The organism is Variovorax sp. PvP013, assembly GCF_050435945.1.
GTDB lineage: Bacteria > Pseudomonadota > Gammaproteobacteria > Burkholderiales > Burkholderiaceae_C > Variovorax.
In genome coordinates this window covers 278933-301988 of the sequence record NZ_JBNDLF010000004.1, presented here as the reverse complement: position 1 = coordinate 301988, position 23056 = coordinate 278933, and the positions used below count along the sequence as shown (strand labels likewise).

Genomic DNA, 23056 nt, shown 5'->3' with positions numbered 1-23056 from the left:
ACGAACGTTCGATTATCCCGGCCAAACCGGCCCGCCGACCTCCGGCGCAGCGGTCGGCGACCTCCCCTCTTCGAGACCGATCCTTCGAAAAACCCGATGGATGTTGATCATGATGCTACTTCTTCGATAGCGCCCCGACCGTTGCCCGACGGCACGATGCGCCCTTGCCCGACAGGCGGGACGGCCCGATCAGTCGCGCGGTGCAGGCGCTTCGGGCGGCTTCGGCACCGGCGCGGCGACGGGAGCGGGCGCCTCCTCGGGCGGTGCCGGATCGTCGATCTCGCCGCGCCGGCGGCCGGCGAACATGGTCCACCAGACGATGACCCCGAGCAGCACGAGGGCCCCGAGCGCTTCGAGCAGAATCAGACCCATGACACAAGGACTCCGGTGGTGGCTGGCGGGGCTGGCGATCGTAGCAACGCTGGCGGGCTGCTCGACGGGCGCGCGCCTGGACAACAACGCCAACACCCCCGGTGCGCACGGCGCCGGCGCGGGCGCCGTGCCGCCCCCGGGGCCGCTGAACATCTCGCTGACGCATCCCAAGAGCCGCTGGGTGCCGGTCGCCTGGTCGGAGCTGCCCGGCTTCGCCGACGACCCCACGCACGAGGGCTGGGCGGCGATGGTGTCGAACTGCGCCCGGCCCAACGCGGTCTTCGCCCCGCTCTGCCAGGACGTGCGCCGCCTGGCCATCGCCGACGCCGACGCCCAGCGCCAGTGGATGACCGAGCGCCTGCAGCCCTACCGCGTGGAGTCGCACACCGGCCTCCCCGACGGCCAGCTCACCAGCTACTACGAGCCGGTCTACGACGCCTCGCGCCGGCCGACGGCGCAGTTCAACGTGCCGCTCTACGCCGCCCCGGCCGGGCTGGTGCCGCGCCGGCCCTGGTACACGCGCCAGCAGATCGAGACCCTGCCGGAGGTGCAGGCCGGACTGCGCGGGCGCGAGATCGCCTGGATGGCCGATCCGGTCGACGCCATGATGCTGCACATCCAGGGCTCGGGGCGCCTGCGCATCGCCGAGCCCGACGGCTCGCAGCGCACCGTGCGCGTGGCCTTCGCCGCCACCAACGAGCAGCCCTACCGCAGCATCCAGCAGTGGCTCATCGGCCAGGGCGCCGGGCGCGTGAGCCGCTGGCCCGACGACACCAAGGCCTGGGTGGCGCAGAACCCGCTGCGCGTGCAGGAACTCATGTGGAGCAACCCGCGCTACGTGTTCTTCCGCGAGGAGTCGCTCAACGGCATCGACGCCTCCTCCGGCCCGCGCGGGGCGCAGGGCGTGCCGCTGACGCCGGGGCGCTCGATCGCGGTCGACCGCGACAGCATCCCCTACGGCACGCCGGTCTGGCTGGCCTCGCCGGGACCGTCGGTGCAGCTCAACCGCCTGGTGGTGGCGCAGGACACGGGCAGCGCCATCGTGGGCGCCGTGCGCGCCGACTACTTCGCCGGCACCGGCACCGAGGCCGGCCGGCTGGCCGCGACCGTGAACCAGCCGCTGCGGCTGTGGGCGCTGTGGCCGAAGTGACCGGCGGCTGAGGCCGCACCCGCATCGGATCGGGAGCAACGCTCGGGGGAGCGGCCGTCGGCATGGGCACGGCTTCGTCGCCTGCCAGGATTTCGTGACATCCGGATGAAGTTGTCCCGGGGGGTCGAACGGCCATTGCCTTCGAACCGTCACACGACGCTCCTACGGTACGGGCCCTGGACCCGGTCCTTCCCGCATTCCCACGAGAACCCCACAGATGAACACGAAGATCTCCCACGCCGCGCCGGCCATCGACCCGGACGACGTCGGCTACAACGCGTCTCCCAACCCCGAATTCAACGGCCTGATCGCCGCGCGCCTGAGCCGCCGCCGGTTGTTCGGCCTGGGCGTCGGCACCGCCGGCGCCGCCCTGCTGAGCGCCTGCGGCGGCGGCAGCGACGACAACACGTCCACCCCGGCGCCCGCACCGGCGCCGGCTCCCGCCCCGGCACCCGCGCCCGCGCCCGCACCAGCGGCGCAGAAGCTCGGCTTCGACGCCGTCGCCAAGAACCTGGCCGACGCCGTCGCCGTGCCCGCCGGCTACACCGCCAGCGTGCTCTACCGCCTGGGCGACCCGATCGCCGCCGGCATCGCCGCCTATGCCAACGACGGCACCGACGCCGCGTCGACCTACGACCGCCGCGCCGGCGACCACCACGACGGCATGACCTTCTTCGGCGTCGACGGCAACGGCCGCTGGAGCCCCACGGCCGCCGACCGCGGCCTGCTGGTGATGAACCACGAGGCCATCACGCCGTCGTTCCTGCACCCCACCGGCCAGACCAGCACCGGCAGCGGCACCGCCCAGGTGCGCACCGTGGCCGACGAGGTGCTGCGCGAGTTCTACCTGCACGGCGTGAGCGTCATCGAAACCGTGCGCGCCAACGGCGCCTGGAGCTACCGCCAGGCATCGGCCTTCAACCGCCGCGTCCACACCCTCACCGAGATGGCCTTCTCCGGCCCCGTCGCGCGCACCGACGCCGTGAAGACCAAGTACTCGGCCGACGGCAGCCGCGTGCGCGGCACGGTCAACAACTGCGCCAACGGCACCACGCCCTGGGGCACCTACCTGACCTGCGAGGAGAACTGGGCCGGTTACTTCCGCCGCGTCGCCGCCACCGACAACGCGAAACGCACGGCGCGCGAGCTGGTCTCGTTCGCGCGCTACGGCGTCGCCGGCAACGGCCGCGAGCTGTGGGCCACCGTCACGCCCGACACCGCCGACGACCTCTACGGCCGCTGGAACACCGAGGTGCGCGGCGCCTCGGCCGTCGCCGACTACCGCAACGGCGCCCACACGTACGGCTGGGTGGTCGAGATCGACCCGTTCAACCCCACCTCGACGCCGAAGAAGCGCACCGCGCTCGGCCGCTTCAACCACGAGGGTGCCTGCCTCGGCCCGGTCGTGGTCGGCAAGCCGCTGGTCTGGTACATGGGCGACGACTCGCGCAACGAGTACGTCTACAAGTTCGTCTCGACGAAGGCCTGGGACGCGGCCGACATCGGCGGCGGCACCGCCGCCGGCGACAAGTACATGGACGACGGCCGCCTCTACGCCGCCAAGTTCAACGCCGACGGCACCGGCCGCTGGCTGGAGATCAGGCTCGGCGTGAACGGCATCACCGCCGCCAACGCGACCTACGCCTTCGCCGACGCGGCCGACGTGCTGGTCAACACCCGCCTGGCCGCCGACGCCGCCGGCGCCACCAAGATGGACCGCCCCGAGTGGACCGCCGTCAACCCGAAGACCGGCGAGGTCTACGTCACGCTGACCAACACCAACGCGGCCTCGCGCCCGATCACGGCGACCGACGCGGCCAACCCGCGCTTCTACAACGACCCCAAGGGCGCGGCGGCGACGGCCCAGCGCGGCAACCCCAACGGCCACGTCGTGCGCTTCGCCGACGACGGCGCCGACCCGGCGGCGACCACCTTCAAGTGGGACGTCTACCTGTTCGGCGCCCGCGCCACGGCGTCCGGCGACGTCAATCTCTCGGGCCTGGCCGCGAGCAACGACTTCTCCAGCCCCGACGGCATGTGGTTCAGCCAGGCCGCCCCCGGCCTGCTGTGGCTGGAGACCGACGACGGCGCCTACACCGACGTCACCAACTGCATGCTGCTGGCCGCCCTGCCCGGACGCGTCGGCGACGGCGGCGCCCGCACCATCACCAACGTCGACGGCGCCACCACCGCCACGCAGGCGACCATCGTCGGCAAGGCGCCCGGCACCGACGGCCTGCGCCGCTTCCTGGTCGGCCCGAAGGAGTGCGAGATCACCGGCATCGCCGAGTCGGGCGACGGCCGCGCGCTGTTCGTCAACATCCAGCACCCGGGCGAGGACACCGCGCCGACCTACGCCAACCCGGCGAGCTTCGGCAGCCACTGGCCCGACGGCGGCAACGCCCGCCCGCGCTCGGCGACCGTGGTCATCACGCGCAACGACGGCGGATTGATCGGGCTCTGAGGCCTTCGATGCCGTGACCTGCGCGACGCCCCGGGCGCCGCGTCACGCAGCCACCGACGAAGGGCCGCCGACAGCGGCCCTTTTCTTCGTCGCGGATCCGCCCGATCGCGATCCCATCCCCGGGTCTTCCTGCTGGCGCCGACACCGGGGCGGTCGCCACAATGGGCCGCATGACCACCATCGGACTGATCGGCCTCGGGGCCATGGGAAGCGGCATGGCGCGCTCGCTGCGGCGCGCCGGCCACGCGATCCGCGTCTTCGACGTGCGCGCGGAGGCCGCTCGCGCCTTCGCCGACGAGGGCGGCACCGCCTGCGCCTCGCCGGCCGAGCTGGCCGCGGGCTGCGACGTCGTCGTCTCGGTCGTCGTCAACGCGCAGCAGACCGAGGCGGTGCTCTTCGGCCCCGACGGCGCCGCCGCCGCGATGCCGCGCGGCAGCGTCTTCGTGATGTGCTCGACGGTCGACCCGAACTGGTCGATCGCGCTGGAGGCCCGCCTGGCCGCGCTCGGCGTGCTGTACCTGGACGCGCCGATCTCCGGCGGCGCTGCCAAGGCCGCCAGCGGCGAGATGACCATGATGACCGCCGGCACCCCGGCGGCCTACGCGTGCTGCGGCGACCTGCTCGACGCCATGGCCGGCAAGGTCTACCGACTGGGCGAGCGCGCCGGCGCCGGCAGCAAGGTCAAAATCATCAACCAGCTGCTCGCCGGCGTGCACATCGCCGCGGCGGCCGAGGCGATGGCGCTGGGCCTGCGCGAGGGTGTCGACGCCGCCGCGCTCTACGAGGTCATCACGCACAGCGCGGGCAACAGCTGGATGTTCGAGAACCGCATGGCGCACGTGCTGGCGGCCGACTACACGCCGCTGTCGGCGGTGGACATCTTCGTCAAGGACCTGGGCCTGGTGCTCGACACCGCGCGCGCGAGCAAATTCCCATTGCCGCTGGCCTCCACCGCGCACCAGATGTTCATGCAGGCCTCGACCGCCGGCTTCGCGCGCGAGGACGACAGCGCGGTCATCAAGATCTTCCCCGGCATCGAACTGCCGAAGAAAAAGGACTGATCCGCCATGCCCCGCTTCGCCGCCAACCTCTCGATGCTCTATCCGGAGCACGACTTCCTCGACCGCTTCGAGGCGGCGGCGAGGGACGGCTTCCAGGCCGTCGAGTACCTCTTTCCCTACGAATTCGAGGCCCGCGAGCTCGCCGCGCGGCTGCGCGCGAACGGCCTGCGGCAGGTGCTGTTCAACGGCCCGCCCGGCGACTGGGAGGGCGGCGAGCGCGGCCTGGCCAGCCTGCCGGGGCGCGAGGCCGAATTCCGCGCCGGCATCGAGCGCGCGCTCGGCTACGCGGACGCGCTCGACTGCCCGCGCATCCACGTCATGGCCGGTCTGCTGCCCGCCGGCGCCGACCGCGCCGCCGCCGAGGCCGTCTACGTCGACAACCTGCGCTGGGCCGCCGGCGCGGCGCGGGCGGGCGGGCGCGACCTGCTGATCGAGCCGATCAACACGCGCGACATCCCCGGCTTCCTCCTCAACCGGCAGGACCAGGCGCACCGCATCGTCGAGGCCGTCGGCGCGCCCAACCTCAAGGTGCAGATGGACCTCTACCACTGCCAGATCGTCGAGGGCGACGTGGCCATGAAGATCCGCCGGTACCTGCCCACCGGCCGCGTCGGCCACCTGCAGATCGCCGGCGTGCCCATGCGCCACGAGCCCGACCTGGGCGAGCTCAACCACTCCTACCTGTTCGACGTCGTCGACGAGGTGTCGGCGCAATGCGGCTGGGACGGCTGGATCGGCTGCGAATACCGCCCCCGCCGCGGCGCCGTGCCCGGCGGCACCACCGACGGCCTGGGCTGGATGCCCCGCCCGGCATGAGGCTGGCGCAAGCTATCTCTTGACCACGTAGCGCGTCACGCGCGGGCGCTCCTCGCCGATGTGGAAGGCCAGGCGGCGCTCGCGCAGGGCCAGGTCGGCGGCGGTGGCGCGCTGGAAGCGGCGCAGGTGGTCGGTCCAGGACGGGTCGACGATCTGCTCCAGGTAGCGGCCCGGCTCGGCGATGTCGTGCAGCAGCTCCCAGCCGATCGCGCCCTCGCTCAGGCGCGTGCGGCGCGTCTGCTGCATCACGTTCTGGAAGGCGGCGGCGCGCGCCGGGTCGATGAGGTATTCGACCGTGATCACCAGGCGCCCCTCGCCGGGCGGCGCGTGCGCGTCGGCGGGCGCGTCGGACCAGCCGGCGCGCGCCGGACTCACGTCGTCGTCGCCGCCGCCGTCCACCACGAAGCGCAGGGCCAGCAGCATCGTCAGCACGCCGCTGGCGGCGGCCACCAGCAGGCTGGTCTGCAGCGTGCCGACGGTGGCGATCTGGCCCCACAGCGCGGCGCCCAGCGCGCTCGCGCCCATGATCGCCATCTGGTACATCGACATGCCGCGCGCGCGCACCCAGTCGGGCAGGGCGAGCTGGGCCGAGACCGACAGCGAGTTGGCCACCGTGATCCAGGCCACGCCCGAGAGCATCATGGCCGGCACCGCCAGCCAGGCGTTGGGCGCCAGCGCCATCGCCGCGGTCGAGACCGACTGCAGCAGCGTGCCGCGCAGCACCAGCGCGTCGCGCCCGTAGGCCTGGCGCAGGCGCGGCAGGAACATCACCGCCACGATGGCGCCCGCGCCCATCGCCGCGAGCAACAGCGTGAAGGTGCCGGCGCCGCCACCGTCCAGGCCGCGCGCGAGCAGCGGCAACAGGGCCAGCAGCGCGGTCGAATGCAGGAAGGCCAGCGAGACGCGCGCGAGCACCGCGCGCATGCGCTGCGACTGGCGCACGAACTGCACGCCCACCCGCATCGCGCCGACCAGCCGTTCGCGCCCGAGCGGATCGGGCGTGTGCTCGCGCCGCCAGCGCAGCACGATGAAGCCCGAGGCCACCGACAGCACCGCGTTGAGCACGAACACCCACAGCGCCCCGGCGCTCGCGATCAGCATGCCGGCGGCCAGCGGGCCGATGATGCGCGAGGCGTTCATGGCGATGCCGTTGAGACCCAGGGCGGCGGGCAGCTGCGGCCGCGGCACCAGCTCCGGCACGATGGCCGCGAACACCGGCCAGCGCATCGCCAGCCCGATGCCGTTGAAGAAGGTCAGCGCCAGCAGCAGCGGCGCCGTCAGCCAGCCCAGCGCCACCGCCCCGCACAGCACGATCGCCACGCCCGCCAGCCAGAACTGCGTGGCCATCAGCCAGCGCCGGCGGTCGAGGATGTCGGCCAGCGCCCCGCTGGGCAGCCCCAGCAGGAACACCGGCAGCGTGGAGGCCGTCTGCACCAGCGCCACCCAGATCGGCGAGGTGGTCAGCGAGGTCATCATCCACGCCGCCGCCACGTCGTTCATCCACATGCACACGTTGGCGATCAGCCAGGTGCTCCACAGCATGCGGAAGACGGGCAGCTTGAGCGGGACCAGGGCGCCGACGCGGGGCGGCTCGGCGCGCATGGGAGGGATGGGGGATTCGTCGGGGGAAAGGGGCGGCATCGGGGAAGGATTGTGGACCGATGTCACCTCGCCACCAGATGCCCCAGCGGCAGCGCCGCCCCCGCCTTCACCTCGCCCAGCGAGAAGCTGGTGTGCAGGTCCTTCACGTTGGGCAGGTTCATCAGGCTGTTGAGGGCGAAGCGGGAGAAGGCGTCGAGGTCCTGCGCCACCACCTGCAGCTCGAACATGCCGGTGCCGCTGATGTAGTGGCAGGCGACGATCTCGGGCAGCTTGCGGATCGCCTCCTCGATCTTGCGGGTGACCTCGCTGTTGGCGCGTTCGGTGTCCAGCCGCACGAAGGCCAGCACGCCCAGGCCGATCTTGCGGCGGTCGATCTCGGCGTGGTAGCCCTTGATGTAGCCGGACTCCTCCAGCGCGCGCACGCGGCGCCAGCACGGCGCGGCCGACAGGCCCACGCGCTGGGCCAATTCGGCGTTGGTGAGGCGGCCGTCGGCCTGCAGCTCTTTCAGGATGGCGAGGTCAAACTTGTCGATGCTTTCCATAGACCGCCATCTTAAGAAAGGATCTTCCAGAAACTAGGGTTTCCCGGCCAAAAAATGGAAGCACCTGTCTGCCTCGCGGTCCTACACTTTCAAGCGGTCACGGGACTCGGCGCTCGATCCAAGCCTCCCTCGATCCACCCAGCCAGGCCCACGAGGCCACGCCACACCAGGAGCAAGAGACGATGAACGCCCCCCTGCCCGAGCACATCCGCAAGGCCCTCGAGACCGTCACGCTCGACGACAAGTATTCGCTCGACCACGGCCGCGCCTTCATGAGCGGCGTGCAGGCCCTCGTGAAGCTGCCGATGCTCCAGCGCCTGCGCGACCAGCGCCAGGGCAAGAACACCGCCGGCTTCATCAGCGGCTACCGCGGCTCGCCGCTCGGCGGCTACGACCAGGCGCTGTGGAAGGCCAGCAAGTACCTCAAGGCGCAGAACATCGTCTTCCAGCCGGGCGTCAACGAGGAGCTCGCCGCCACCGCGCTGTGGGGCACGCAGCAGCTGGGCTTCTCGCCGCCGGGCACCAACCGCTACGACGGCGTCTTCGGCATCTGGTACGGCAAGGGCCCGGGCGTGGACCGCTGCTCCGACGTCTTCAAGCACGCCAACATGGCCGGCACGACCGAGTTCGGCGGCGTCATCGCGGTGGCCGGCGACGACCACATCTCCAAGAGCAGCACCGCCGCCCACCAGAGCGACCACATCTTCAAGGCCTGCGGCACGCCGGTGTTCTTCCCGGCGACGGTGCAGGAGATCCTCGACCTGGGCATCCACGCCTTCGCCATGAGCCGCTTCTCGGGCGTGTGGTCGGGCATGAAGACGATCCAGGAGATCGTCGAGTCGAGCGCCACGGCCATGATCGACCCGGAGCGGGTCGACATCGTCATCCCCACCGACTTCGAGATGCCCCCGGGCGGCCTGCACATCCGCTGGCCCGACCACGCGCTGGAGCAGGAGGCGCGGCTCATGCACTACAAGTGGTACGCCGCCCTCGCCTACATCCGCGCCAACCGCCTCAACCACAACGTCGTCGAGGGTCCGAACGACCGCCTGGGCATCATGGCCAGCGGCAAGGCCTTCAACGACACGCGCCAGGCCCTGATCGATCTGGGCCTGGACGACGCGGCCTGCCGGCAGATCGGCATCCGGCTGCACAAGGTCGGCGTGGTGTGGCCGCTGGAGGCCCAGCTCACGCGCGAGTTCGCCACCGGCCTGCAGGAGATCCTGGTGGTCGAGGAGAAGCGCCAGGTCATCGAGTACCAGCTGAAGGAAGAGCTCTACAACTGGCGCTCCGACGTCCGCCCGAACGTGGTGGGCAAGTTCGACGAGGGCGAGGTCCACGCCGCCGAGGGCTACTCCGGCGGCGAGTGGTCGATGCCCAACCCGACCGCGCACACGCTGCTGCGCGCCAACGCCGACCTCAATCCGGCCCTGATCGCGCGCGCCATCGCACAGCGCCTGCGCAAGACCGGCCTGCTCGACCGCGCCGGCGCCGACATGCGCGCGCGCATCGACGCCCAGCTCGCCATCCTGGAGGCCAAGGAGCGCTCGATGGACGTGCTCAAGCTCGGCGGCGTGGCCGGCGGCGCGGTGCAGGGCGCCGACCGCCAGCCGTGGTTCTGCTCGGGCTGTCCGCACAACACCAGCACCGTCGTGCCCGAAGGCTCGCGCGCCATGGGCGGCATCGGCTGCCACTTCATGGCGACCTGGATGGACCGCTCCACCATCGGCTTCACGCAGATGGGCGGCGAGGGCGTGCCGTGGGTCGGCCAGCAGCCCTTCACGACCGACCAGCACATCTTCGCCAACCTGGGCGACGGCACCTACTTCCACAGCGGCCTGCTGGCCATCCGCCAGAGCATCGCGGCGGGCGTGAACATCACCTACAAGATCCTCTACAACGACGCCGTCGCCATGACCGGCGGCCAGCAGGTCGGCGAGCGGCCCGAGGGCCACTCGGTGCTGCAGATCGCGCAGAGCCTGCAGGCCGAGGGCGCCGTGCGCGTCGTCATCGTCACCGACGAGCCCGAGAAGTACCAGGGCGTGAAGGTGGCGGGCGACCCGGATGTGAAGCACCGCGACCTGCTCGACGAGATCCAGCGCGAGTTCCGGGAGATCAAGGGCACCACGGCCATCATCTACGACCAGACCTGCGCCACCGAGAAGCGCCGCCGCAGGAAGCGCGGCACCGCCGTCGATCCGGCGAAACGCGTGGTCATCAACGAGCTGGTGTGCGAGGGCTGCGGCGACTGCAGCGTGAAGAGCAACTGCCTGTCGGTGGAGCCGCTGGAGACCGAGTTCGGCCGCAAGCGCACCATCAACCAGAGCACCTGCAACAAGGACATGAGCTGTCTGAAGGGCTTCTGCCCGAGCTTCGTGACCGTCGAGGGCGGCACGATGAAGCGTGCGAAGCGCTCGGCGGCGACCGCGTCCATGGGCGAGCTGCCGGCGCTGCCCGAGCCCGCCGTGCCGACGCTCGCCCCCGGCCAGACCTGGGGCATCGTGGTCGCCGGCGTCGGCGGCACCGGCGTCATCACCATCGGCCAGCTGCTGGGCATGGCCTCGCACCTCGAGGGCCGGGGCATCGTCACGCAGGACGCGGCCGGCCTGGCGCAGAAGGGCGGCGCCACCTGGAGCCACGTGCTCATCGGCGACCGCCAGGAATCGATCCGCACCACCCGCGTGGGCACCGCCGCGGCCGACCTGGTGCTGGCGGCCGACCCGCTGGTGGCCGTCAACGCCGAGACCCTGGCGCGCCTGCGCGAGGGCCGCACGCACGTCGCGCTCAACACGCACGGCGCGCCCACGGCGGCCTTCGTGCGCAACGCCCAGTGGGTCAACCCGCAGGACGACTGCGCCGGCCAGATCGCCCGCATCGTCGGCGCCGACGCCGTGGGCGGCTTCGACGCCGACGCCACCGCGACCTCGCTGATGGGCGACAGCCTCTATGCCAACCCGATGCTGCTGGGCTATGCCTGGCAACGCGGCTGGGTGCCGCTCGCGCACGACTCGCTCATGCGCGCGATCGAACTCAACGACGTCGCCATCGACAACAACAAGGCCGCCTTCGAATGGGGCCGCCGCGCCGCGCACGACCCGGCCTCGGTGCAGCAGCGCGTGTCGCCCGGACAGGTGATCGAATTCAAGCGCCGCGAGACGGTCGACACCCTCGTCGCGCGCCGCGTCGAGTTCCTCACCGACTACCAAAACGCCGCCTACGCCGAGCGCTACCGCGCCTTCGTCGAGCGCGTGCGCCAAGCCGAAGCGACCGCCACGCCCGGCCGCAGCGGCCTGGGCGAGGCCGTGGCGCGCAACCTCTTCAAGCTCATGGCGTACAAGGACGAGTACGAGGTCGCGCGCCTGCACACCGACCGCGCCTTCCTCGAACGCGTCAACGGCATGTTCGAGGGCGGCTTCAAGCTCAACTACCACCTGGCGCCACCCGGCATCGCGAAGAAGAACGCCAAGGGCGAGCTGCAGAAACAGAAGTTCGGCCCGTCGATGCTGACCGGCTTCAAGGTGCTGGCGAAGCTCAAGGGCCTGCGCGGCACGGCCTTCGACGTCTTCGGCCGCACCGAGGAGCGCCGGACCGAACGCGCGCTGATCGACGAGTACCGCGCCGCCATCGAGGAGGTGCTCGCCGGCCTGGACGCCGCCCACCACGCCCTGGCCGTCGACATCGCCGCCCTGCCCGACCAGATCCGCGGCTACGGCCACGTGAAGGAGCGCAACCTGGCGGCGGCCCGCACGCGCTGGGCGGGCCTGATGGCGGCCTGGCGCGGCGAGGGTGACGATCGGCCGCAGGCGGTCAAGCCCGCTCGCGCGGCTGCGTGACTTTTCAAAAGCCAGAGATACCGCGGAACCGGCTTCGCCGGGCCGCTGGTGTCGCCCCCGGCAGGGGGTAGGCGAAGCGACACGAAGTGCGCACAGCCTGGGGGCGAGCTCAGTTCACGGCTGCGTGTCGGCGAAGCTCGGCCGCAGGCTGAGCTTGTCGTAGAGGCGCTTGAGGTTCGGGTGCGTGGTGCGCCAGTCGATCTCGGGGAAACGGAAGCCGATCCAGCCGAGCGCGCAGCCCACCGCGATGTCCGACAGGGTCAGGTGGATGCCGATGCAGAAGGGCTTCTCGCCCAGGCCCTTGGCCATGGCGGCGATGCCGGCCTCGACCTTGCCGCGCTGGCGGTCCATCCAGGCCTGGCTGCGCTCGCCGTCGGCGCGGCCGCTCCACGTGCCCTCCAGGCGCCAGAGCACGCCGGCGTCCATCACGCCGTCGGCCAGGGCCTCCCAGGTCTTGACCTCGGCACGCTCGCGACCCGACTGCGGGATGAGCTTGCCCACCGGCGAGAGCGTGTCGAGGTACTCGACGATGACGCGCGAGTCGAACATCGCCTCGCCCCCCTCCATCACCAGGCACGGCACCTTGCCCAGCGGATTGGACTTGGCGATCGTCGTGGCGTCGGACCAGACGTCCTCGACGACGAACTGATAGTCGAGCCGCTTCTCGCCCAGAACCACGCGCACTTTGCGCACGTAGGGGCTGGCGGCAGATCCGATCAGTTTCATGCGTTTTCTCTCTCCGTAGGGGACTTGGTTGTAGCGTTTTGATTCTAGTGTGGCGACTCCATACGCATTCGCTGTAGTCGAATCAACTCAGAATCGTGCAAGAAAAAAGACGCATTTGTCACTCGAATCGTCAGCACGACCCACCCACCTAAAATCCCCGCGATGAGCTTCTCCACCGTTTCCGCCCTCTCCCCCCTCGACGGCCGCTATGCCGCCAAACTCGCGGCATTGCGCCCGCTGATGAGCGAACAGGGCTACATGCACCGTCGCGTGCAGGTGGAGGTGGCCTGGTTCGTGGCGCTGTCGGACTGCGGCTTCGCCGAGTTCAAGCCGCTCACGCCGGGCGCGCGCAAATACCTCCAGGGCCTGGTGGCCAACTTCTCCGAGGCCGACGCGCTGGCCATCAAGGAGATCGAGAAGACCACCAACCACGACGTCAAGGCCGTCGAGTACTGGATCAAGGGCAAGTTCGACGCCCGCCCCGAACTGCTCGCGGCGGCCGAATTCGTGCATTTCGCCTGCACCAGCGAGGACATCAACAACACCAGCCACGCCCTGCAGATCCAGGCCGCGCGCGACAAGGTGCTGCTGCCCGCGCTCGACGGCATCGTCACCCGGCTGCGCGAGATGGCCCACCAGTTCGCCGACGTGTCGATGCTCTCGCGCACCCACGGCCAGACCGCCAGTCCGACCACGGTGGGCAAGGAGATCGCCAACGTGGCGGTGCGGCTGGCCAAGGCGCGCGAGCAGATCGCGGCGGTGAAGCTGCTGGGCAAGATGAACGGCGCGGTGGGCAACTACAACGCGCACCTGTCGGCCTGGCCCGACTTCGACTGGGAGTCCTTCAGCCGCAAGGTCGTCGAGACACCGGTACCGGCCGGCCTGGGCCTCTCGTTCCAGCCCTACAGCATCCAGATCGAGCCGCACGACTACATGGCCGAGCTGTTCGACGCCGTGGCGCGCGCCGACACCATCCTGATCGACTTCTCGCGCGACGTCTGGGGCTACGTCAGCCTGGGCTACTTCAAGCAGCGGCTGAAGAAGGGCGAGATCGGCTCCAGCACGATGCCGCACAAGGTCAACCCGATCGACTTCGAGAACGCCGAGGGCAACCTCGGCCTGGCCAACGCCCTGCTGCGCCACCTGAGTGAGAAGCTGCCCATCAGCCGCTGGCAGCGCGACCTCACCGACAGCACGGTGTTGCGCAACGTCGGCGTCGCGCTGGGCTACGCGGTGCTCGCCTATGCGAGCCTCGCGACCGGCCTGGGCAAGCTCGAACTGAACCAGGACGCGCTGGCGGAGGACCTCGACGCCGCCTGGGAAGTGCTGGCCGAGCCGATCCAGACCGTGATGCGCCGCTTCGGCGTGCAGGGCGCCTACGAGCAACTCAAGGAGGTCACGCGCGGCCAGCGCGTGACGCCGGAGGCGCTGCACGGCCTGATCCGTTCGCTGGAGATCCCGCAGGAGGAGAAGGACCGCCTGCTGGCCATGACGCCGACGAGCTACGTCGGCAAGGCCGCCGAGCTGGCGCGGCGCGTCTGAGCGGGCCGACCCACGCGATGGCCCTCAAATCCACCATCTTCAAGGCCAACCTCGCGGTCGCCGACATCGACCACGGCTACTACGCCGACCACGCGCTGACGCTGGCGCGCCATCCGAGCGAGACCGACGAGCGGATGATGATCCGCCTGGTCGCGCTGGCGCTCAACGCCCACAAGCTGCAGGACGTGCTCGGCGGCGACGGCGTGCTGGGCTTCGGCGACAGCCTGTCCAACACCGACGACCCGGACGTCTCGCTCAAGGACTTCACCGGCCGCACGCGGGTGTGGATCGAGGTCGGCCAGCCGGAGGACAAGCCGCTGATCAAGGCCTGCGGCAAGGGCGACGAGGTGCTGCTCTACTGCTTCAACCACGCCGCCGAGATCTGGTGGCGCGGCATCGAGACCAAGCTCACGCGCCTGCGCAACCTGAGCGTCTACCGCATCCCGACGGCCGCCTCGCAGGCGCTGGCGGCCCTGGCCCAGCGCAGCATGCAGCTGCAGGCGACGGTGCAGGAAGGCGCGCTGATGCTGGGCGACGGCAAGGACAGCATCGACATCGAGCCCGTCCGCTGGAGGTAGACGGGCTCTCCCCCAGGCTGCGCGCACTGCGTGTCGCTTCGCCAACCCCCTTCCGGGGGCGGCACTGGCGGACCGGCGGAGCCGGATCCGCGGTGCCCTGGGGCGCGGCCGGCGCTTCGCGCGGCCAGGGCGCGGGGACGGCACTGGCGAGGGCGAAGGTCAGGGACTAGGAAGGAATTCCATCATCCGGCCGCAGTGCCAGCATTGTTCGAAGCCGCCTTCGATGAGTTCGCCGCAGGCGGGGCAGCGCCAGGTGCGCTGGGGGCGGTGACGGAGGTCGTGCAGGGCGGCCTCGGCGCGGGGGAACTGGGCGTCGTCGTCGATCCAGATCTCGGGCAGGCACTGGTCGGGCGGGAGCTGGCCGATGGCGCCGCCGAGGAATTCGCGCTGCACGGTGGCGGCGATGCCGTCGGCGCGCAGGGCGTGCGCCCACAGCGTGGCGATGGCGAGGTTGGGGGCCTGGGCGAGCCGGCGCATGGGGCGTTCGGCGCGTTCCGCTCAGCCGCCTCGCGCGCCGCCCGGCGCCGAGGCTGCATTGGCGATCGCGGGGGGTGCAGGTTCGGCCGGCGCTTCGGCCGCCAGGCCGGCCGCCTCCTCCGCCCGCTTCGCGTCGATGGTCTCGCGGGCGCGTTCGGCATAGGTGTTGAAGCGCCAGGCCGAATCCTCCAGCGTGATGCGGCGCCAGGTCTGGCGCTTCTCGGCCGGCGTCATGGCCGGCCAGTGCTGGACCTCGCCGAAGCTGCGCCCGCACCCCTTGCATTCCTCGTCGCCCTGACTGGTCGAGCAGATGGCGATGCAGGGCGTGTCGGGCGTGGTCTCGTACCAGGCCAGCCAGGCGGCCCAGGCCTCGGCCGGAAAGCCCTGCTCGGCCACCTCGTCCTCGTGGTGATAGACCATCAACGCGTACACCTCGGCCAACGCGCGCAGCTCGGGCGCCAGCGTCACGCCGTCGGGCGAGGGGCTGCGGGCGCGCCAGAAGTTGACGGCGGCCTCGATGTCGGTGATGTGGATGGCGGCCATGGGCAGACAGGGACGGAGAGCGGATGAGGAACGGAGACGGCGGTCGGGCGACGGACGGCCCGGGCGGTCGTCCGGGATGATAGTGCCGCAAAGTCCCGCGAAGCTCTGGGGATTAACGTCCGCTCTCGAATCGATAGCGGCGGAACGAGTCCCCGCGAGGCCTGCAGGACGCTTTTTCTCGAAGCGAGGACAAATCCCTGTTGCGACGGCACGGTGCCGATGCTTTAATCCGCGCCACGAAGGGGAGTAGCTCCCGCCCAACGTCGACCCGACGGCGGGTATCGACAGGTCGTCAATACGAAGCACAAAAAACTTCCGGCCTGCCGGACCGCCTCATCGGGCGGTCGAGCAAGACCTTCGATTTGACCTGTGCAGGTTTGATCGAAGCAATTGCCACCAGGACACCGCCTTGCCGCCGCGCAGGCGACGGCCCCCGCCGGTCCTCGACCGATGGCTTCGATCCAGTCCGCGCGGGATGGCTCGAAACACTAAGAGGACGCTCTCCATGGAACAGTTCATGACCCCGGAATTCTGGGTCGCAGTCGGTCAGATCATCATGATCGACATCCTTCTCGGCGGCGACAACGCCGTGGTCATCGCCCTGGCGTGCCGCAAGCTGCCGCCGGCCCAGCGCACCAAGGGCATCCTGTGGGGCACCGCGGGCGCCATCGTGCTGCGCGTGGTCCTGATCTTCTTCGCGCTCACGCTGCTGGCCATTCCGTTCCTGAAGATCGTCGGCGCGCTGCTGCTGCTGTGGATCGGCGTGAAGCTGCTGGCCCCGGAGAGCGACGACGCGCACGGCAACATCGCCGGCAGCGACAAGCTGTGGGCCGCCGTGAAGACCGTGATCGTCGCCGACCTGGTGATGAGCGTGGACAACGTGATCGCCATCGCCGGCGCCGCGCAGGGCGCGGGCGAAGGCCACCAGATGCCGCTGGTGATCTTCGGTCTGCTCGTGAGCATCCCGATCATCGTCTGGGGCAGCCAGCTGGTCATCAAGCTGATGGACAAGTTCCCGCTGATCATCACGCTGGGCGGCATGCTGCTGGGCTGGATCGCCGGCACGATGCTGATCTCCGATCCGGCCGTCGTCCGACCCGACGCCTGGACCTGGGTGCCGAAGATCCCGCAGACCGACACGATCAAGTACGCCGCCGGCATCGCCGGTGCCCTGCTGGTGCTCGCGATCGGCAAGATGGTGGCCGCGCGCCGTCCCAAGGTCACGCACGCCCCGGGCGTCTGAGACCCGCCCTCCGCGTCGCGATGACGGCCGAAGGCCGCCGCCGCGACGCATGACCGACGCGTCCGGCGCCGCTGCATCCCGCACGGCGCCGGACTTTTCAGCTTCTGGAACCCTCGAGGAGACCGACTTGGAAAAGATCATCCTGTACGTCGACGACGCGGCCTATGCCCGCGAGTTCCTGGCCCGCGCCACGGCCGACCAGGTCGGCGGCGATGGCGCCCGCCACTGGATGCTGGTGGCCTGCGCGCCGCGCATGACGCACCGCATCAGCAAGTGGGTGAGCCACAGCGCGCGCGAGAACTGGCGCGGCAAGTGGTTCGCCAAGACGCAGGACCAGGTCGTGCCGCTGCTCAGCCGCCCCGGCGACGCCGTGACGCCGATGCTGGCCCAGGGTCCGCTCGCGGACCTGACGCTGCGCCTGAAGCGCGACCACGGCGCCGGCGTGCGCGTGGTCGACGCGCGCCGGCCGAAGATCGGCGTCGAACTCGAGCCGGTGGCCCCGGCCGCCCCCTCTTCCCCGACCGCCGCGCCCGAAGGCAAGGCCGGCTGGTCGTTCCCCGGCGTGGCGATGGGCCTCGGCGCCCTCCTCGTCCTGGCCAACGGCTTCGCCGAATAGGCCGCGCGGCGCCCCGCCGCGCCGTCGTCAGCCCGGCTCGCGGGCGATCTGCTCCAGCGTCTCGAAGACCAGGCGCGGCGGATCGACGTCCCGGCCGATCGCCTCGCGGATCGCGACGACCGCGCGCATCGCCAGCAGCGAGTGCCCGCCCAGGTCGAAGAAGTTGTCCCGCAGGTCGACCTCCTCCACGTCGAGCAGCTGGCGCCAGATGGCGGCGATGGCGACCTCCGCCGGCCGGGTCGGCACGCCCCGGCCGGGCGCACGGGCAGACGGCCCCGCGATGTCGGCAACCGCCGCACCGTCCGCCGCCGACGCGGCGCGCGCCGGTTGCGGCGCCGGCAGGGCGTTGCGGTCGATCTTGCCGTTGGGCAGCAGCGGCAGCGCGTCGAGCCGCACCACGTGCTGCGGCAGCATGTACTCCGGCAGGCGCGCGCGCAGGTGCTGGCGCAATCCGGCCGCGTCGATCCCCGCCGCGTTGGCGTCGCGCGTCACCACGTAGGCGACCAGGCGCACGTCGCGGTCGTCCCCGGCGTCGCCGCCACCCTCCCCCTGGGCGCGCGTCACGACGACGCCGTCGGCGATGTCCGGGTGGTCGAGCAGCGCCGACTCGATCTCGCCCAGTTCGATGCGCAGGCCGCGCAGCTTGACCTGCCGGTCGAGCCGGCCGAGGTGCTCCAGCCGGCCGTCGTGGCGCCAGCGGCCGAGGTCGCCGGTGCGGTAGAGACGGGCCGTGGCGTCGCGCGACTCGGGGTCGGGCGGAAAGCGTTCGGCCGTGAGCACCGGCTGGCGGTGGTAGCCCAGCGTGACGCCGGCGCCGCCGATGCACAGTTCGCCCGGCACGCCGATCGGGCACGGGTGCCCGGCGACGTCGAGCACCTGCACGGTGGTGTTGTCGATCGGCCGCCCGATGACGATGCCCGCGCGCGGCGACGCCACGCGCCAGAGCGTCGACCACACCGTGGTCTCGGTCGGCCCGTACATGTTCCACAGTTCGACGCCCTCGGTGGCCAGCAGGCGCTCGGCCAGGGCGAGGGGCAGCGGCTCGCCGCCGATCAGCGCCTTGAAGCCGGCGCGGCGTCCCGCCCAGCCGGCGTCAGCCAGCGTGCGCCACAGCGTCGGCGTGGCCTGCATGGCGGTGGCGTCGTGCCGGGCGAGCAAGGCGCACATGGCGTGCGGGTCGTGCACCTGCGCCGCGCTCGCCAGCACCACGTGCGCGCCGACGGCCAGCGGCAGCAGCAGCTCCAGCACGGCGATGTCGAAGGACAGCGTGGTCACGGCCACCAGCCGGTCGCCGGCCGCGAGACCGGGCTCGCGCGCCATGCTGGCGAGGAAGTTGACCACCGCCCGGTGCGGCACGGCCACGCCCTTGGGCCGGCCGGTCGAGCCGGAGGTGTAGATCATGTAGGCGGCGTCGAGCGCGCGGGCGTCGAACGCGGCGTCGGGCGACAGCGCCGCGGCGTCGACATCGGCGTCGTCCGGCCCGACCGGCTCCGTCGCCGACGACGCCTCGACCGGTCGGCCGTCGTCGCCCAGCGTCAGCACCGGCACGCCCGCGTCGGCGAGCCAGTCCGGCGGCACGCCGCGCACCAGCAGCGCCGCGAGCCCGGCGTCGCCGGCCATGTGATGCAGGCGCTCGGCCGGGAAGCCGGGGTCGAGCGGCACGTAGGCGGCGCCGGACTTGAGCACGCCCAGCAGCGCGACCACCATCACCGCGTCGCGTGCCACGCCCAGTCCGACGCGCTGGCCGCGGCCGATGCCGCGCGCGCGCAGCACCCGCGCCAGCGCGTTCGAACGCGCGTCGAGTTCGGCGTAGGTCAGCATGCGCCCGGTGGCGTCGCTCACGGCGACGGCGTCCCGGCGCGCCGGGTCGGCCAGCGGCAGCCAGCGATGCACCGTGGTCTCGGCGGGCAGCGGCACGGCGGTCGCGTTCCAGCCGTCGCGCAGCCGCGCGAGCTGGGCCGTGGCGACGATGGCGTTCTCCGACAGCGGTCGCTCGGGCGCGACCAGCAGCCGCTCCAGCAGGCCGAGGTAGTTCTCCAGCAGGCGCGCGGCGGTCTCCGGCGCGTAGAGGTCGGTGGCGTACTCGACGTGGACCTGGTGCGTGAACTCGGTGTCGACGTGCACGGCGAGGTCGAACTGCGCCGTGGCGCGGTCGATCTCGAATTCCTCGACGTCGAGCCCGGTGTAGGCCAGCCGCCGCAGCGGCGCATTGAGCACGTTGAACAGCACCCGCACCAGGCCCTCGGGATGCGTGGCGCGGTCGTGGCCGAGCGCCTCGACCAGCTCGTCGAACGGCGCCTCCTGGTGCGCGTAGGCCGCCAGCGCCGTGGCGCGCACGCGCTCGACCAGCCCGGTGAAGCTCGGGTCGCCCGACAGGTCGGTGCGCATCACGAGCGTATTGACCAGCGTGCCCACCAAGTGCTCGGCGGCGAAGCGGTGGCGGTTGGCCACCGGCGTGCCGACGGCGACGTCGGTGGTGCGCGCGGCGCGCGAGAGCATCAGCTTGAAGACCGACAGCAGCACCACGAACGGCGTCGAGGCGGTGCGGGCGCAGAAGGCGCGCATGGCGTCGCGCAGGCGCGGCGGCAGGGTCGCGGCCACGCGGCCGCCCTGGAAGCCGGCGCGTTGCGGGCGCGCGAAATCGGTCGGCAGGTCCAGCGGCGCGAGCCCGCGCAGGCGCTCGAGCCAGTAGTCCATCTGCGGACGGCGCTGGGCGGTGGCTTCGGGGCTGCGCTGCCAGGCGGCGTAGTCGGCGTACTCCACCGGCATCGGCTCGAAGGCCGGCTCGCGTCCCGCCTCCCAGGCGGTGTAGGCCGTGAAGAGTTCGTGCATCAGCACCGAGAACGACCAGTTGTCGGTGATGGCGTGATGCATGACCCACGAGAGCACGTGGTCGCGCTCGTCCAGGCGCAGCAGCATCGCGCGGTGCAGGGGTGCGTGCGCGAGGTCGAAGGGCTCGGCGAGCCGGGCCGACAGCAGCTCGCGCGCGTGCGCGATCGGCGCGGCGTGCGTGCGCAGGTCGAGCCGCTGCACGCGGATCGGCGCGGCCGAGGGCGGATCGATCAGCTGCATCGGCTCGTCGGTGCCCAATGCGAAGCGCGTGCGCAGGCCCTCGTGGCGCGCGGCGACGAGGTCGAAGGCGCGCTGCAGCCGGTCGGCGTCGAGGGTGCCGCGCAGGCGCAGCGTCACCGCCACGTTGTAGGCCGAGGAGGCCGGATCGAACTGCTGGATCACCCACATGCGCCGCTGTGACAGCGACACCGGCAGCGGTGCGCCGCGCGCCACCCGTGCGATGGCGGCCGGGGCCGTGGCCTGCGGCGCGCCGTCGGCCTGCGCCTCCGCCGCCAGCGTCACGTGGCGCGCCAGCGCGGCGATGCTGGTGTGGTCGAACAGCTCGGCCAGCGGCAGCTCGACGCCGAAGCGCTGGCCGATGCGCGAGGCCACCTGCGTCATCAGCAGCGACGTGCCGCCGAGCTCGAAGAAGCTCTCGTGGACGCCGAAGGCGGCGCGGCCGAAGACGTCGCGCCAGATCTCCCACAGCGCCTGCTCGGTGGCGTCGCGCGGCATCACGACCAGCGCGCGCGCGGCGTCGGCGGTCGTGGCACCGGCGGACGCGTCGGCACCGGCCAGCGGCGCGATCGCCTGCACGTCGAGTTCGCCGTCGAGCCAGCGCTGGCGGCACAGGCGGCGCTGGACCTTGCCGCTGGAGCTGCGCGGCAGCGAGCCCGAGCGCACCAGGGCCACCACGCTCACCGCCAGGCCGTGGACTTCGCCCACCGCGCGCCGCACCGCCGCCGCGATGGCGTCGGCGTCGACCGCCGCGCCGACGCGGCGCTCGGTCTCCAGCAGCAGCACCAGCGCCTCGCCGTCGGGCCCGTCGACCGAGAAGGCGGCGCCGTAGCCGGGGCGCAGCGCGGCGTGCGCGTGCTCGGCGGTCCATTCGAGGTCCTGCGGGTAGTGGTTGCCGCCGTGGACGATCACCAGGTCCTTGAGCCGGCCGGTGACGAACAGCTCGCCGCCGTGCACGAAGCCGAGGTCGCCGGTGCGCAGGAAACTGCGGCCGTCGGCCGGCGCGTCCGCCAGCCGGGCGCCGAAGGTCGCGTCCGAGGGTCCGGACTGGCGCCAGTAGCCGTCGCCCACGCCGGGCGCGCCGACCCAGATCTCGCCCACCGCGTCGGCCGCGGCGCCGCGCAGCGTCACCGGATCGACGATCAGGAGCTCGGTGTCGCGCAGGGGCCGGCCGCAGCCGGCGAGCACGCGCACGCCGCTCGCGTCGGACCCGCCGTCCGCGTCGGTCGCATCGGCGGCGCCCGCCACCACCGGCACGACCCGGTCGCGCGCCAGCGCCCGGGCGTCGAGCGCGAGCGTCGTCGCCGGCCGGTCGCGCGGCGACGCGCTCACCCCCAGCACCGCCTCGGCCAGCCCGTAGGCCGGCATGAAGGCCTCGGGCCGCATGCCGGCGGCGCCGAAGACCGCGAGCACCTCGGCCACGGTGTCGGCGCGGATCGGCTCGGCGCCGCAGTTGAGCGAGACCAGGGCCGACAGGTCGCGTTCCAGCGGCCGGCCGTCGAGCGCGCGCAGGCAGGCCACATAGGCCGAGGCCGGCGCGCCCGAGTGCGTGATGCGCAGCGACGCCAGCGCGTCGAGCCAGCGCAGCGGGCGGCGCAGGAAGGTCAGCGGCGACATCAGCCAGCTCGTCAGGCCGCCGGCCATCGGCGCGAGCACGCCGTGCACCAGCCCGTAGTCGTGGAAATGCGGCAGCCAGACCAGGCTGCGGCTGTCGGGTCCGACGCCGCCGACCTCGTTGAGCGCGTGCATGTTGGCGATCGCCTGCGCGTGCGTGATGCGCACGCCGCGCGGCGCCATGGTCGAGCCGGAGGTGTACTGCAGGTAGGCCAGCGCGTCGCCGGTCGGTGCGGCGGTGGCGGCAGGAGCGGCGGCCGGGGCACCGTCGGGCGCGGCAGCCGCGAGGTCGGCCAGCGCCGTCCAGGGCGCCATGGCCCACAGGGCCGGCTCCAGCACGCGGCGCGCCGCCGCCAGCAGGTCGCCCGAGGTCAGGACCAGCGCGGCGCCGGTGTCCTCGATGATGGCGCGCAGCCGCGGCACGCCGTGCAGCAGGCGCACGGGGTCGGGCGCGGGCACCGGCACGGCCACGCAGCCGGCCTGCAGGCAGGCCCAGAAGGCACGCACGAAGTCCAGCCCGGGCGGGAAGGCCAGCAGGACGCGGCCGCCCGCCGGCACCACGGCGCCGAGGCGCCCGGCCAGGTCGTGGACCTCGCGGCCGAGACGTGAGAAGTCGATGGATTCGGAGGCCGAGAGGTCGTCGCGCAGGAAGACGTAGGCCGGCTTGTCGCCCTGCATCGCGCATTGCGCCAGGAAGAGCGAGGAGAGGGAGGTGGAAGACAAAATGGGCGCTATTTTGGGCGGGAGTTGACTATCGCTGACGTTTGCGGCTCGCAACTGTGACGGTTGTCACAAATACGCACAGCCG

At 71.9% G+C, this 23056-nt stretch carries 16 protein-coding genes; 9 read left to right on the top strand and 7 right to left on the bottom strand.

All coding sequences use genetic code 11. From position 1 onward, the window contains the following. Nucleotides 1-189: 189 nt before the first annotated feature. A complete protein-coding gene (locus tag ABID77_RS14230) occupies nt 190-372 on the bottom strand; it encodes a hypothetical protein (protein ID WP_429596916.1) in 183 nt (60 codons plus the stop codon). Between ABID77_RS14230 and mltA the strand changes: the two genes are divergently transcribed. The 4 genes from mltA (at nt 371) to otnI (ending at nt 5863) form a co-directional block, all read left to right on the top strand. Beyond that, complete coding sequence (gene mltA, locus ABID77_RS14225; RefSeq protein ID WP_429596914.1) at nt 371-1522, top strand: murein transglycosylase A; 1152 nt, start codon at nt 371-373, stop codon at nt 1520-1522. The genes ABID77_RS14230 and mltA overlap by 2 nt on opposite strands. 217 nt (nt 1523-1739) lie before the next feature. Continuing rightward, nucleotides 1740-3986 (top strand): PhoX family protein, encoded by a 2247-nt coding sequence (locus ABID77_RS14220; RefSeq protein ID WP_429596912.1) that lies wholly within the window; start codon nt 1740-1742, stop codon nt 3984-3986. 170 nt (nt 3987-4156) lie between these two features. Continuing rightward, nucleotides 4157-5047, top strand: a complete 891-nt coding sequence (gene ltnD / locus ABID77_RS14215; RefSeq protein ID WP_429596910.1) for an L-threonate dehydrogenase — start codon at nt 4157-4159, stop codon at nt 5045-5047. Nucleotides 5048-5053: 6 nt separating this feature from the next. Further along, nucleotides 5054-5863, top strand: a complete 810-nt coding sequence (otnI, locus tag ABID77_RS14210; RefSeq protein WP_429596907.1) for a 2-oxo-tetronate isomerase — start codon at nt 5054-5056, stop codon at nt 5861-5863. Nucleotides 5864-5875: 12 nt separating this feature from the next. Here otnI and ABID77_RS14205 read toward each other — a convergent pair whose 3' ends face one another. Then, on the bottom strand, nt 5876-7504 hold the full coding sequence (locus ABID77_RS14205; protein WP_429596904.1) for an MFS transporter: 1629 nt from the start codon (nt 7502-7504) through the stop codon (nt 5876-5878). A gap of 23 nt (nt 7505-7527) precedes the next feature. After that, nucleotides 7528-8007, bottom strand: coding sequence for an Lrp/AsnC family transcriptional regulator (locus ABID77_RS14200; protein WP_429596901.1), 480 nt, complete (start codon nt 8005-8007; stop codon nt 7528-7530). Between the two features lie 182 nt (nt 8008-8189). On the opposite strand from ABID77_RS14200, the gene ABID77_RS14195 reads away from it, so the two are divergent. Then, nucleotides 8190-11840 carry an indolepyruvate ferredoxin oxidoreductase family protein gene (locus ABID77_RS14195; protein ID WP_429596899.1) on the top strand — a complete coding sequence of 1217 codons (3651 nt, stop codon included), beginning with the start codon at nt 8190-8192 and terminating at the stop codon, nt 11838-11840. Between the two features lie 114 nt (nt 11841-11954). Here ABID77_RS14195 and ABID77_RS14190 read toward each other — a convergent pair whose 3' ends face one another. Next, nucleotides 11955-12566 (bottom strand): glutathione S-transferase N-terminal domain-containing protein, encoded by a 612-nt coding sequence (locus ABID77_RS14190; protein ID WP_429596897.1) that lies wholly within the window; start codon nt 12564-12566, stop codon nt 11955-11957. A gap of 162 nt (nt 12567-12728) precedes the next feature. On the opposite strand from ABID77_RS14190, the gene purB reads away from it, so the two are divergent. Further along, a complete protein-coding gene (gene purB, locus ABID77_RS14185; RefSeq protein WP_429596894.1) occupies nt 12729-14108 on the top strand; it encodes an adenylosuccinate lyase in 1380 nt (459 codons plus the stop codon). A 17-nt stretch (nt 14109-14125) separates the two neighbouring features. Then, nucleotides 14126-14686 (top strand): YaeQ family protein, encoded by a 561-nt coding sequence (locus ABID77_RS14180; protein ID WP_429596891.1) that lies wholly within the window; start codon nt 14126-14128, stop codon nt 14684-14686. 159 nt (nt 14687-14845) lie between these two features. On the opposite strand, the gene ABID77_RS14175 is transcribed toward ABID77_RS14180, so the two are convergent. Further along, the gene (locus tag ABID77_RS14175; protein WP_429596889.1) at nt 14846-15163 is read right to left on the bottom strand and encodes a DUF7577 domain-containing protein; all 318 of its coding nucleotides are present in this window, start codon (nt 15161-15163) and stop codon (nt 14846-14848) included. Nucleotides 15164-15184: 21 nt separating this feature from the next. Continuing rightward, nucleotides 15185-15706, bottom strand: coding sequence for a DUF3717 domain-containing protein (locus tag ABID77_RS14170; RefSeq protein ID WP_429596886.1), 522 nt, complete (start codon nt 15704-15706; stop codon nt 15185-15187). Nucleotides 15707-16211: 505 nt separating this feature from the next. Here ABID77_RS14170 and ABID77_RS14165 point away from each other — a divergent pair. Beyond that, complete coding sequence (locus ABID77_RS14165) at nt 16212-16949, top strand: TerC family protein (protein ID WP_429596883.1); 738 nt, start codon at nt 16212-16214, stop codon at nt 16947-16949. A gap of 127 nt (nt 16950-17076) precedes the next feature. Then, nucleotides 17077-17565, top strand: a complete 489-nt coding sequence (locus ABID77_RS14160; RefSeq protein ID WP_429596880.1) for a hypothetical protein — start codon at nt 17077-17079, stop codon at nt 17563-17565. Nucleotides 17566-17592: 27 nt separating this feature from the next. Here ABID77_RS14160 and ABID77_RS14155 read toward each other — a convergent pair whose 3' ends face one another. Next, nucleotides 17593-22971: an amino acid adenylation domain-containing protein gene (locus tag ABID77_RS14155; protein ID WP_429596877.1), complete on the bottom strand. Its 5379-nt coding sequence runs from the start codon at nt 22969-22971 to the stop codon at nt 17593-17595. Nucleotides 22972-23056 lie beyond the last annotated feature (85 nt).

Coding starts and splice junctions, on each gene's coding strand:
- ltnD (WP_429596910.1), top strand. CDS start 4,157: ATGACCACCATCGGACTGATCGGCCTCGGGGCCATGGGAAGCGGCATG.
- ABID77_RS14205 (WP_429596904.1), bottom strand. CDS start 7,504: ATGCCGCCCCTTTCCCCCGACGAATCCCCCATCCCTCCCATGCGCGCC.
- ABID77_RS14175 (WP_429596889.1), bottom strand. CDS start 15,163: ATGCGCCGGCTCGCCCAGGCCCCCAACCTCGCCATCGCCACGCTGTGG.
- ABID77_RS14230 (WP_429596916.1), bottom strand. CDS start 372: ATGGGTCTGATTCTGCTCGAAGCGCTCGGGGCCCTCGTGCTGCTCGGG.
- ABID77_RS14180 (WP_429596891.1), top strand. CDS start 14,126: ATGGCCCTCAAATCCACCATCTTCAAGGCCAACCTCGCGGTCGCCGAC.
- ABID77_RS14190 (WP_429596897.1), bottom strand. CDS start 12,566: ATGAAACTGATCGGATCTGCCGCCAGCCCCTACGTGCGCAAAGTGCGC.
- ABID77_RS14170 (WP_429596886.1), bottom strand. CDS start 15,706: ATGGCCGCCATCCACATCACCGACATCGAGGCCGCCGTCAACTTCTGG.
- ABID77_RS14200 (WP_429596901.1), bottom strand. CDS start 8,007: ATGGAAAGCATCGACAAGTTTGACCTCGCCATCCTGAAAGAGCTGCAG.
- ABID77_RS14220 (WP_429596912.1), top strand. CDS start 1,740: ATGAACACGAAGATCTCCCACGCCGCGCCGGCCATCGACCCGGACGAC.
- ABID77_RS14195 (WP_429596899.1), top strand. CDS start 8,190: ATGAACGCCCCCCTGCCCGAGCACATCCGCAAGGCCCTCGAGACCGTC.
- ABID77_RS14165 (WP_429596883.1), top strand. CDS start 16,212: ATGGAACAGTTCATGACCCCGGAATTCTGGGTCGCAGTCGGTCAGATC.
- otnI (WP_429596907.1), top strand. CDS start 5,054: ATGCCCCGCTTCGCCGCCAACCTCTCGATGCTCTATCCGGAGCACGAC.
- mltA (WP_429596914.1), top strand. CDS start 371: ATGACACAAGGACTCCGGTGGTGGCTGGCGGGGCTGGCGATCGTAGCA.
- purB (WP_429596894.1), top strand. CDS start 12,729: ATGAGCTTCTCCACCGTTTCCGCCCTCTCCCCCCTCGACGGCCGCTAT.